The organism is Treponema sp. UBA7570 (assembly GCA_002477955.1).
Taxonomy (GTDB): domain Bacteria; phylum Spirochaetota; class Spirochaetia; order Treponematales; family Treponemataceae; genus Treponema_D.
This window is the reverse complement of sequence record DLLE01000034.1, coordinates 61,503-73,652: the sequence shown is the minus strand read 5'-3', so window position 1 is coordinate 73,652 and position 12,150 is coordinate 61,503. Positions and strand designations below refer to the sequence as shown.

Sequence of the window (12,150 nt, the reverse complement as noted above, 5' to 3'; positions counted from 1 at the left end):
ATCAATTCGGTATACTGTTTTTCGCCATCTTCTGTAAAATCCGGGAATAAAACTTCTCTGTCCGGCGGAATTCCGATTTTGTCGATATTAGTATCGCTCGGAGTGTAATAACGCGCCATTGTAATTTTTATGCCGTCTGTCGAAGAAAGCGGAAGCACTTGCTGAACAGAACCTTTTCCGTAAGTACGCTGGCCAACAAGGTAAGCCAGATGATTATCTTTTAACGCGCCAGAAAGAATTTCAGAAGCAGAAGCCGAACCTTTGTTGATTAAAACTACAATAGGAATATCTTTTTTAAAAGTCGTTTTGCGTGGACTTGCCGTAAAAACAGAATTTTCAAAGGCAAGACGGCTTTTTGTCGAAACAATCGGCCCTTTATCAATAAATTTATCCGCAACATCAACAACAGACGTTATAAGTCCGCCGGGATTGTTGCGCAAATCAATTATCAAAGCAGAAATTTTTTCTTTTTTAAACGAATCCAAAGCCTGCTGAACGCGCTCTGCTGTCTGCGGTGTAAATTCAATAATTCTTACATAACCTACAGTTCCGGCTTTTTCAACTTCCTTTATTGTTCCAAATTTTACCGTCGGAACTTCAATCATCTCTCTTTTTAATGTCACCGGAAATTCAATATTTTGTCCACGGCGAATCACAAGGTCGACTTTTTCTCCGACTGGACCGCGCAAAATATCCAAAACTTCGTCCATTGTTATTTTTGAAGTGTCAGTTCCGTTTGCCGAAATAATTAAATCTCCTGCCTGAATTCCAGCCTTAAATCCAGGTGTATCTTCTATGGGCGAAGCAACTTCTACATAAGCGGGTTTTTCTGAGGTAGAAACAAATGCCTTGGAAATAGAAAGTCCAACTCCTCCAAATTTTCCTTTTGTAGTGTCATTTAAACTTCTAAAAGTCGAATTGTCTAGATAGACGGTGTACGGATCGTTCAAGGCAGAAAGCATTCCTTTTAGGGCGCCCGTGTAGAGCGTTTCAGGGTCAACCTCATCAACATAATTTCTCTGAACAAAGTCAAAAACTCCATTCATCATTTCCATATATTGCTGTGAACGTTTATTTATTTTCGATGTCGAATTTGAAGAAGACTCGGCAAAACACTGAGAAGCAAAGATTATTGCATAAAAATACAAAAAAACAACTTTTATGCCATGTTTAATTTTTTTCATAATCTGTATTTTAGACTTCTATCTATTTTAAGGCAAGAGAAAGAATTACGTTCCTTTTTTCGGAAAATTCATATTTTTTCTATAAAAAGAACCTCTGTATTTTCTGTTTTTACTATGGTAGAATAAAGCCATGCAAATCATTCCAATAGCAAGCGGAAAAGGAGGCGTAGGAAAAAGTCTTCTTTCTGCAAATCTCGCAATCGCACTCGGACAGGCCGGCAAAAAAGTAATTCTGGCAGACCTAGACTTAGGCGCGTCAAACCTTCATCTTGTAATCGGCCAGTTTTCTGCAAAAAAAGGAATCGGCACTTTCATTACAGGCGAAAACAAATTTGAAGACATAATCCAGCCGACAGAATACGAAAATGTTTCTTTTATCGCAGGAGATTCTGAAATTCCGGGCTTGAGCACTTTAAAAAGCGCTCAGAAAAATTCAATTATCAGGAATTTCCGCAATTTAAACTGCGACTACCTTATAATCGACCTTGGAGCAGGAACTCACCTTACAATTCTCGATTTGTTTCTTCTTTCTCCACAGGGAATTGTAGTTACAGCGCCAACAGTTACAGCGACCCTCAACGGCTATCTTTTTTTAAAAAACGCAGTTTTCCGGCTCATGGCAAGTTCATTCAAAAAAAACAGCCCGGCCTCAAAATATCTAGAAAAACTCAAAAACGATTCATCTTCTCTCCAAAGGCTTTACATTCCAAAAATGATTGAAACGCTTCGCGAAGTTGATCCGGAAAATGCAGCAGTTTTTGAAAACCGCATGAGACAATTCCATCCGCGCCTTGTCATGAATATGATTGACGAACCAAAGGATGCCGACAAAGCCCTAAAAATTCGCCGTTCATGCCAGCAATATCTCGGAATCGACGTAGAGTCTCTGGGAGTAATGTACCGCGACACATTGCAGGACAAAGCGCTTTCATCAAGGTTGCCGGTCATAAACTACAAACCAAATGCGGTAATCAGCCAGGCAATTTATAGAATTGCAGAAAAAATTCTTCAGAGCGAAACATTTCAATTTGATGATTTTTCAACAGACGTTCTCGACTCAACATACGACCTTGCAAGCGAAGAGGCAAATGACGACTATTCTCAAAAAATGTCCTATGTCGAAGACTTGGTTGGCACAGGAGCGCTGAGCATGGGAGAACTTGCAGAAACTATAAAAACCCAGCAGTATGAATTAAATCAACTCAGAAACGAAAACCTGCTTTTAAAATCAAAGCTTGTAAAGGCGGCTTCTCAGGGATTTAAGATTTAAAATAAAAATACCGCCTGTTTTTTTTGAAAACACATGGAGAATAAAATGAATTTTCTACCTCTTTATATCAACTATCCGTCTTGGATTCATCCGGAAATCTTTCCTGGAGTTCCTGTTCTGGGACTTATCCGCTGGTACGGTCTTATGTACATTTTTGCGTTCGGAACAGCCTTCTTGGTTCTAAAAAAACTTCTAAAAGAAGGCGCTCTAGATGAAATTTCTCCCAACGGAACACTAAGAAAAGCCACAGAAGACGACATTTTTAGTTTTATTGCCACAGGAATCATCTTCCTTCTAATCGGCGCACGCGTTTTTTCAACCTTAATTTACGATACTTCCGGAATCTACTGGAAAAAGCCATGGCTAATTTTTTGGCCATTCAACTCTTCAGGACAGTTTACCGGACTTGCAGGAATGAGTTATCACGGAGGCTTTATCGGCGGCTTAATCGGAATGATTTTCTGGTGCAAAAAAAACAAACGCCAGACGCTCAAATGGATTGACGCAATGGTTACGGCAATCCCTCTCGGCTACACATTTGGCCGTCTTGGAAATTTTTTAAACGGAGAACTTTACGGCCGAATCACAAGCGCACCTTGGGGAATTATTTTTCCGCAAGCAGAACGTTTTTCGGCTTCATTCCAATGGGTAAAAGATTTTGCATCTCAGTGCGGACTCCAAATTTCCGGTTTGCTCGTAAATCTTCCGCGCCATCCGAGCCAGCTTTATGAAGCGTTTTTTGAAGGTCTTGTACTTTTTTCAATTCTCTGGTTTTTGCGCAAAAAAAAGCCGTTTGACGGATTTTCTGGAGCAATTTACACGATTGGATACGGAATCTTCCGCTTTTTTATCGAATATTTCCGTGAACCAGACTCAGACATTGGTTACAGAATCGCCGCCGACACAAATGCGCCTATTTACCTCAACACTTCGCTTTTCAACATTTCGACTGGGCAAATTTTGTGCATTTTAATGGTGCTCGGCGGAATTTTGCTGGCAATTTTTTCATATTCTCTTTCCAAAAAGAAAAATCAACAAAAATCCGCCTGACAAAACTTCTCTCACCACGTTTGTACTCGTTTAAAATAAAAAAACTGACTTAAAATTCATTCATCCGAATTAAAAGTCAGTTTTTATTTTTTTGGGGCTTCCCCGCTTGCGCGGGTCGGGTCTTGCAGGGTTTCATTCGCAAGCGAACGGCTTACGCCGCCCTTCCAGCCCCTAAGCCATTTATTAAGCTTCAATCAATTCAGCAAGTTTATCTGCGGTAAAGCCGAGAGCCTGCGCTACATTTTTGCCTGGACCTGATTCACCAAAGCGGTCAATAGTAAACAAATCTTTGCGGCCAGTTGCAATTCCTTCCCAGCCGCATCTGCAGCCGGCTTCTGCAACAATCACGCGTTTTGCTCCGCCAAAAATTTCATTCATAAATTTTTCATCGCTTTCAAACAAATTCTTGTCCAAAACCGAAACAACACGGACAGTTTTTCCTATTACTTTTTTAGCAGCGTCAAGAGCCATGTTCACTTCGGAACCAGTCGCAACGACAGCAACATCAGGATTTTCGCCGCCAGTTTTTACAACATAAGCGCCTTTTTTGATTGTCTCTTTCCAGTTTTTATCTTCTTTTTCGTAAACAGGAACATTCTGTCTTGTAAGAGCCAAAACAACCGGATGATCTTTGCTTTCCATCGCAAGATGCCAGGCAGCAACGGTCTCTTCAGCATCGCCAGGACGCAAAACCTGTACACCAGGAATCGCGCGCAAAGAAGAAAGCTGCTCAATCGGCTGGTGTGTCGGACCATCTTCGCCTACAAAAATCGAATCGTGAGTCAAATCATAGATTACAGGCTGCTTCATAATCGAAGCCAAACGAATTGAAGGACGCATGTAGTCGCTAAATACAAGATAAGTTGCTACAAACGGACGAATTCCGCCATGAGAACACATTCCAAGAGCTTCGCTTGCCATTCCAAATTCGCGGATTCCATATTCAATGGAGCGGCCTGCACGGTTAGAAGGAGTATAAGTTCCTCCATCGCACTTCATTCCAGATTTATTAGAACCTTTTAGGTCTGCGCTTCCGCCAACAAGACAAGAATATCTAAGTCCCATTGCGTTTATCATGTCGCCGCTTGCCGAACGAGTCGCAACATTTGCACCGATTTCATAAACAGGATCTTCTGCTTCTCCGTCAGCAACTCCTTCAAACGAAGCCTTCCACTGTTTTGCAAGTTCAGGATTTTCTTTCGCCCAGGCTTCAAATTCTTTGTTCCAGTCGGCTTCTTTTTTAGCAAAACTGGCTTTTTTGTCTTCAAAATAACGAAGAGCTTGCGGATCGATATAGAAAAATTCTTCAGGATTTATACCAAGCGCTTTTTTAGTTTCGGCAACATCTGCTTCTCCAAGAGGTTCTCCGTGAACAACCGGAGTTCCTTGCTTTGGAGCGAATTTTCCAATTACAGACTTGAGCATAATCAAAGAAGGCTTGTCCAAACAGTTTTTTGCTTCTTCAATAAGCTTTAAAAGACCTTCAACATCATACATGTCGCCTTTTAAAACCTGCCAGCCATAAGCCTCGTAACGTTTTCCAATATCTTCTGTAAAAGTTATATCTGTCGAACCGTCAATTGAAATTTTATTCTGATCATAAAAAACAATCAGTTTTCCAAGTTTATTATGTCCTGCAAAAGAAGATGCCTCGGAAGAAACGCCTTCTTCAAGACAACCTTCGCCACAAAGAGCGTAAGTATAATGGTCAACAATTTTGTGTTCCGTTGTATTGAATTTTGCAGCCTCGATTGATTCTGCAAGCGCCATTCCAACAGCAAGAGCAATTCCCTGTCCGAGCGGACCAGATGTGTTTTCTACGCCGTCAGTCCAGCCAAATTCCGGATGTCCAGGACAAATTGAACCTACTTGACGGAAATTTTTAATGTCGTCAAGCGAAACTTTGTAACCGCTCAAGTGCAAAATTGAATAAAGCAACATAGAACCGTGTCCGGCCGAAAGCACAAAGCGATCACGATCTGCCCATTTTGAATCAGCAGGATTGTGCTTTAGAACTTCTCCGTACAAAACTGCAGCGAGTTCAGCACATCCAAGCGGGAGTCCAGGATGACCTGATTTTGCTTTTTGGATAGCATCGATTGACAGACTGCGGATTGATTTTGCAACGGCAGCAATTCCTTTTGTGTCCATAATAAAACCCCTAAAATTTTTATATCAACTTAAATTAAACTCTTCGGATTAGCGGATAAAGCTCGTTTAATCCAAGTTTTAATTCAAGAGCTTTTTTAAAATCGCTTTTTGTTAAAAGCTGCGCAAGAAGAGAAATAATATGCAAATGCGATTGAACAGAACTGCTCAAAGGAATAATCAATGTCTGAACTTTTTTATTGTCCATTGCATGCATATCGATCGGATTTTTTAAATAACAGATAAAAATTCTCTGATCTTTTCGATTTTTTAAGAGCGGCTGCTGCGAATGTGGAATTGCAATTCCTTTGCCAACAGCAGTGCTCAGAACAGCTTCGCGGGCGCAAAGACCTTCATAAAGATTTACAGGAAGTATTTCTGAAGGAAGATTTACTTTTTCTGACAGCGATTTAAAAGCTTCAAACGGAGAATCTCCCTCAATATCTCTATAAACACCGCCAGCACGCAAATATTCACCGATGTTTGCATCAGGAACCATTCAATCCTCCGCAGAAAATCAGACAACCTTAAACTGTTCGACATAACATCTGTCCAAAGCATTTCGCAATTCAGGACAAATGTCTTCAAAATTCATTTCCATGCCTTCGAGCGACAGTTTTAACGCATCTCTGTCATCATCTTTAAATTCGTTTTCATTGGAAAGCATATCCAAAATTCTGGCAGCATGCGCAAACAACTGAGAGAGAATAACAAGCTCCTGCTGCGGAAACCGTTCGATTTTTTCACCAGCTTCATCAATATCAAAAACCAAATTCTGAACTTTTGCAAACAAGCCTAAAGCCTTGTGCCGCAACGACGCAACCGGAAAATCTGCCAACCAATTATAATGCTCACGTAATATATCACTTCTTTTTATAATTTGCAACGTAATGAATTCTTCATCTTCCTTAGAAATTTCCATTTCCTCTGGCAGAAAATCTTTAAGTATTTCTTCCGGCTTAATTTCTTTTTTGTTAAAAAGCCTGTCTTTTATAATGCAGTCAAGCAAGCATGCTGGAGGCTGCAAGGCTGGCAAGCACGCCTCAAGCCCAGACCCAAGCATTTCCCGATTCCATTTTCCAACAGCAGGAACATCTTCGCCTTTTTTCCAAAGTCTTGTTTCTACGCCAAAAAGTTCCATGCTGATTTTTTTTGTCGAATTTAAAAATTCATGGATTGAACCGCAGGCTGGCGCGCAAAGCTCTTTTCTGTGCTCTAAAAACGCAAACGAAAGCTGTTGTTCCATGCTTGAGCAAGGCCCCATTTTGTCAAAACTTCCAAACAACGCTTTTTCAAGATTTTCGTTCCAAAGTTTTATTTTTCCGATTTCTTCATTCAATTCCAAAATTGTCTTTCTATGATTCAAAATCGGATAAATTTCAATAATTCCCTGATCCCAATCAGCCATTCTGCACAAAATACGATCGCCCTTATGAAAATTAAAATCCGAAATAACTTTTTCAAGCGAAATTCCTGTCAAACTGATTTTCGATGGCAGTTCAAAATTGTTATTTGCAATTTCAGATTTATTATTTATCGGGTCGGCGGCAATATACTGGCTTGCATATTCATCACCAAAAAAAGTAAAAAATTCTCTTGCCGTATTGCAGTCGGTCGTCATAATTTTTTTTGGCAGAATTCTATCGTTATAAACAAATTTCAACTGCGACGAAAGCATTTCGCAATCCGCAAAAGGAATACAACGGTCGCCAGGAATAAAAAGCTTCTGCTCAAGTTCTTTAGCGGTCGGAACAAAACTAAAAAACATTCCGTTAAAAACCCCGGCATGCGTCATATAATAATGCCCTTCAAGAGCAAACACTCTGTCATCTGCCCGCAAAAATTCATCGATTTCTTCCGCTGTAGCTTTTTCACCGTAAGGCTTGAGTAATAAATTTATTTCTGTTGTCGTAAAAGGCCTGTCAAAAGTTCTCAAAAACTGCGACAAAACTTTTTCAATTTTTCCATACATACTTATAATTTACAAAATTTAAGCCCCTTCCGTCTATCAAAAACGTTTCTTTTACGGTCCTTTATAAAATAAAGCCAGAATAATTTTTAACAGCAGGGCGGCTTTTTGCGTTGCAAAAACCAGGCTTTCCGGGGTTCCGCGCTAACCGCGCTACATTGCTCAAAAGCAACGGCTTCGCCGCCCCTGCAATCCTTGCCGCAACCGTGTAACAAAAAATGCCGGCATTTCTACCGGCATTCCATTATTTTTTATTCAGCAATCTAAAAAGCGCAATTACTTTTTTTCCCGAATGTCAAGAATTTTTACATTTTCCTGTCTGATAATTTCTTCAACTGTTTCTTTGCTCAAATTGCCGATTTTTACCGTAATAATCCGCTTTGAAACATCGCTTCCGTCAGCTGTTACCACAGAAACAATATTTCCGTTTTTTGCAGCCACGGCAGTTGCAATTCTCGCAAGTTCGCCAGGTTTCTCTGCAACTTCAATCACTGCCCGAACTCCAGGCAAGGTCGCTCCAAACATCGAAATAAATGCGTTAAAAAGGTCAGTTTCGGTAATAATTCCAGAAAGAATTCCATCTTTCATTACAGGCAGACATCCGATTTTCTCAGTTGCCATTGTTCTTGCAGCCTCTTCAATCACTTCATCAAAATCAACAGTTTTTACGTTTTTTACCATTATCTTTTCAACTTTTAATTTTGAAAGAAGATAACCCAATTCATACATATCAAGTGTCGAAGCGCTGGAAGGAGCTGCTTTCTGCAAATCATTCTTTGTTATAATTCCAACCAGTTTTTTTGACTTGTCAACAACCGGAAGCTTATTGATTTTTTCTTTTATCATCAAAGCCTTTGCATCCGTCAAAGATGTATCTGGCGAAACATAAATTACATTTTTGCTCATAAAGTCACATACTTTCATAATTTCCTCCAAAAAGTTTACAAAATGGCAACCTTAAATAATTTTAAGTCGCGTTTTATAAAAAAGCAAACAAAACTATTAGCCGCCAAGATATGCAGCCTTTACAGCCGGATCTTTTATCATGTCGCTTGATTTTCCTGACGAAGAAATGCTTCCAGTTTCCAAAATATAAACTCGGTTTGCAATGCTCATCGCCTTGAACGCATTCTGTTCAACAAGCAGAATTGTCGTTCCGTCCTCATTGATTTTTTTGATAATTTCAAAAATTTCATCAACAAGAATCGGCGCAAGTCCCATGCTCGGTTCATCAAGCAAAAGAAGCTTTGGGTTTGCCATAAGTCCGCGGCCCATTGCGAGCATCTGCTGTTCTCCGCCCGAAAGAGTTCCTGCAAGCTGCTTTAAGCGCTCTTTCATTCTCGGAAAAAGCTCAAACACGTGTTCCATATCCTGCTTGATTTTTTCCTTGTCATTTCGAGTGTAAGCTCCCATTTCAAGATTGTCTTTTACAGACAAATTTGCAAAAATTCGCCTGCCTTCAGGAACATGAATCAACCCTCTGTGAACAATCTGAGCCGCCTGAAGATTTGTAATGTCTTCTCCGTCAAAAACAACAGAACCGCTCTGTTTTTTAATCAAATTTGAAATTGAATGTAAAGTTGTTGTTTTTCCAGCGCCATTCGAGCCAATAAGGGAAATAATTTCGCCTTCATTTACATCAAACGAGATGCCTTTTAGAGCGCAGATTGCACCGTAATTCACAACAAGATTTTTTACTTCAAGAATTGCCATAATTTCTCCAAAAATTTCCGATTCAAAAAACTTTTAAGCAAGATTTTCCGCTTCAGAACCCAAATAAGCTTTAATTACATCGGGATTTGATTTAATTTCCTCCGGAATTCCGCTCGCAAGAACCCGGCCGTAATTCAAAACATAAAGACGCTCACAAATTCCCATTACAAGTTTCATATCGTGTTCAATAAGAAGAATCGTCAGGTTAAATTCTTTGCGGATAAACGCAATAAGCTCCATAAGTTCCTTTGTTTCCTGAGGATTCATGCCAGCGGCAGGTTCGTCCAGCAAAAGCAGAGTTGGATTTGCAGCAAGGGCACGGCAAATTTCAAGTTTTCGCTGTTCACCGTAAGGCAAATTTGAAGAAAGTTCGTTTTCTTTTTTTTCAAGACCAAAAAGTTTAAGCAGATTCCGCACTCTTAAATTCATCACTTCTTCATCTTCAAAAAATTTTTTAGTACGCAAAATTGCGTCCCAAGGTTTAACTTTTCTCTGACTGTGCATTGCAATCCGAATATTGTCGCTTACGGTCAAATTTCCAAAAAGCCTGATATTCTGAAAAGTTCTCGCAATTCCAATCAAATTGAGCTGGGCCGGTGTTTTTTTATTTACAACCTGAGCTTTTCCATTTTTATCCCAAAAAGTAATCTGTCCGCCAGTCGGAGTGTAAACGCCAGAAAGCATATTAAAAACAGTCGTTTTTCCAGCGCCGTTCGGACCGATTAAACCGACAAGTTCGCCTTTGCGCAGTTCCATATTGAGTTCGCTGACAGCTTTAAGTCCACCAAAAACGATAGAAAGGTCATTTACCTGAAGAATCAATTTTTCATCACTCATTATTCTGCCTCCCCTTCTGCCTTTTTTGTGTCTGCAGCTTCATTTTTCGCCTTTTTAGAAAATCTGCTTTTAAGACTAAAAAATCCGTTCACAAAACTCAATTCCTTCATTCCCATAAGCCCCTGGGGTCTAAAGAGCATTACAATAATTAAAACAACCGGGTAGAACAAAAGACGGTAGTTTCCAAGGAATCGCAACGCTTCCTGAATCGCCGTCAAAACAAAGGCTGCAATAACTGTACCGCTAATGCTTCCCATTCCTCCAAGAACAACATAAATCAGCATATTTACAGAATTGTTAAACGAGGCAATATCCGGCTTAATAAAACCAACAATCGGAGCATAAAGCGCGCCCCCAAGACCGCCTATAAACGAAGCAATCACAAAACCAATCATTTTGTATTTAAAAACGCTGATTCCGTTAGAATTTGCGGCAATTTCATCTTCTCGAATAGCCTTGATTGCCCGGCCGTAAGTTGAATGTAAAAAGTTCTGCAAAAGAATAATCAGAACAACAAGCATTCCAATACTTACCAGATAACTCATTGCAGGTCCCCAAAAAAGGTCATCGCGCATAAAACTGTATTTAAAACTTTTTCCGTTCGGACCGCCAGTAACAGCTTTGAGGTTCACAAGAACTACACGCACAATTTCGCCAAAAGCAAGAGTTACAATCGCAAGATAGTCGCCTTCAAGTTTTAAAGTCGGAAATCCAATAACAAAGCCAAAAACCGCTGCCAAAAAAGGAGCAACAAGCATGGCAACAGGCAGCGGCAAACCAACATCCTGAGTAAAAATAATTACCGAATAAGCGCCTATCGCTTCAAAAGCACACTGGCCCAAAGTAAGCTGACCAACAATTCCCGTAACCATATTCACAGAAATCGCAATTACAGCATTGATTCCGCCCATTGTCAAAATCTGCGAAGTATAAGCGTCTATCAAACCAGCGCGAATTAAAACAAACGGAATTACAACCGCCGCCAGAGCCACAACTCCAGGAATTAAAAAATTGCTTTTTTTAGTATTCATCATAAACCAGCCCCTAAACCTTAACCCTTACTTTTTTGCCAAGAAGGCCGGCAGGTTTTACCAAAAGAATAACAATCAAAATACAATAGGCAATTGCATCCGCATATTGAGAAGACAGATAGGCCTTAACCATAGTTTCCGCAACACCAAGAATAATTCCGCCGACCATAGCTCCAGGAATAGAACCAATTCCGCCCAGAACAGCCGCAACAAAAGCCTTTAATCCAGGAATATATCCCATAAGAGGATCGACCTGCGGATAAGCAACAGCATAGAGAACGCCGCCTGCGCCGGCAAGAACAGAACCGATTACAAAAGTAACGGCAATAATTCTGTTCGAGTTAATTCCCATCAAACTTGCAGCGCCAAGGTCGTAACTAACAGCCTGCATTGCTTTTCCAGTTTTTGTGTAATTTACGACATAGTTCAAAACAACCATAAGAACAGCCGAAAGCAAGATTACAATAATCTGTACATTGCTTATAGAACCAATTCCAAAACTAAAATTTTTAATCGCCATTGTCGGAAAAGAACGTGGCTCCGGACCGACAAAAGGCAAAACGCGCATAACATTCTGCAAAATCAATTCAACAGCAATCGCCGTAATCAACGAATTCAACCTCGGCGCATTTCTCAAAGGTCTGTACGCAAGCCTTTCAATCGCAAGACTCAAAAGTCCGCAAAAAACCATTGCAGCAAAAAAAGCACAGACCATTCCCGCTGGAGTTGTGCCCATCGCACACAAAACAAAATATCCTGCATAAGCGCCAATCATCATAACGTCGCCATGCGCAAAGTTAATCAACTTAACAATGCCATAAACCATCGTGTACCCAAGGGCAATTAAGGCATAAATACTTCCTAACGAAAGTCCATTGATAAGCTGCTGAACAAAAATTGTTACGTTGTTCAAACTTATCCTCCAAATATATTAGTTCTATTGTATTG

11 protein-coding genes are annotated in these 12,150 nt (G+C 40.1%); 2 read left to right on the top strand and 9 right to left on the bottom strand.

All coding sequences use genetic code 11. The features are described from left to right. Nucleotides 1-1,184: S41 family peptidase (locus B4N75_RS04280; protein WP_296667913.1), on the bottom strand; the 1,184-nt coding region annotated here is incomplete at its 3' end. Between the two features lie 130 nt (nucleotides 1,185-1,314). On the opposite strand from B4N75_RS04280, the gene B4N75_RS04275 reads away from it, so the two are divergent. Both B4N75_RS04275 and lgt read left to right on the top strand, forming a co-directional pair. Next, on the top strand, nucleotides 1,315-2,454 hold the full coding sequence (locus B4N75_RS04275) for a P-loop NTPase (protein WP_296706650.1): 1,140 nt from the start codon (nucleotides 1,315-1,317) through the stop codon (nucleotides 2,452-2,454). A gap of 45 nt (nucleotides 2,455-2,499) precedes the next feature. Further along, nucleotides 2,500-3,504, top strand: a complete 1,005-nt coding sequence (gene lgt, locus B4N75_RS04270) for a prolipoprotein diacylglyceryl transferase (protein WP_296667917.1) — start codon at nucleotides 2,500-2,502, stop codon at nucleotides 3,502-3,504. Between the two features lie 183 nt (nucleotides 3,505-3,687). Here lgt and tkt read toward each other — a convergent pair whose 3' ends face one another. The 8 genes from tkt to B4N75_RS04230 all read right to left on the bottom strand — a co-directional run bounded on the left by tkt (nucleotide 3,688) and on the right by B4N75_RS04230 (nucleotide 12,115). Beyond that, a complete protein-coding gene (gene tkt, locus B4N75_RS04265) occupies nucleotides 3,688-5,655 on the bottom strand; it encodes a transketolase (protein ID WP_296706648.1) in 1,968 nt (655 codons plus the stop codon). Between the two features lie 34 nt (nucleotides 5,656-5,689). Then, nucleotides 5,690-6,151: a PTS sugar transporter subunit IIA gene (locus B4N75_RS04260; protein WP_296706646.1), complete on the bottom strand. Its 462-nt coding sequence runs from the start codon at nucleotides 6,149-6,151 to the stop codon at nucleotides 5,690-5,692. An 18-nt stretch (nucleotides 6,152-6,169) separates the two neighbouring features. Beyond that, on the bottom strand, nucleotides 6,170-7,624 hold the full coding sequence (locus B4N75_RS04255; protein WP_296018113.1) for a hypothetical protein: 1,455 nt from the start codon (nucleotides 7,622-7,624) through the stop codon (nucleotides 6,170-6,172). Nucleotides 7,625-7,897: 273 nt separating this feature from the next. After that, entirely contained in the window at nucleotides 7,898-8,545 is a 648-nt protein-coding gene (locus B4N75_RS04250) for a CBS and ACT domain-containing protein (protein WP_296018107.1), read from the bottom strand. 78 nt (nucleotides 8,546-8,623) lie between these two features. Continuing rightward, nucleotides 8,624-9,334 carry an ABC transporter ATP-binding protein gene (locus tag B4N75_RS04245; protein ID WP_349681377.1) on the bottom strand — a complete coding sequence of 237 codons (711 nt, stop codon included), beginning with the start codon at nucleotides 9,332-9,334 and terminating at the stop codon, nucleotides 8,624-8,626. 33 nt (nucleotides 9,335-9,367) lie between these two features. Continuing rightward, nucleotides 9,368-10,171, bottom strand: a complete 804-nt coding sequence (locus tag B4N75_RS04240) for an ABC transporter ATP-binding protein (protein WP_296018097.1) — start codon at nucleotides 10,169-10,171, stop codon at nucleotides 9,368-9,370. Then, complete coding sequence (locus B4N75_RS04235; RefSeq protein WP_296018362.1) at nucleotides 10,171-11,202, bottom strand: branched-chain amino acid ABC transporter permease; 1,032 nt, start codon at nucleotides 11,200-11,202, stop codon at nucleotides 10,171-10,173. Before B4N75_RS04235 ends, B4N75_RS04240 begins: the two co-directional genes overlap by 1 nt. A gap of 13 nt (nucleotides 11,203-11,215) precedes the next feature. Then, nucleotides 11,216-12,115, bottom strand: coding sequence for a branched-chain amino acid ABC transporter permease (locus B4N75_RS04230; RefSeq protein ID WP_296667925.1), 900 nt, complete (start codon nucleotides 12,113-12,115; stop codon nucleotides 11,216-11,218). Nucleotides 12,116-12,150: the final 35 nt, after the last annotated feature.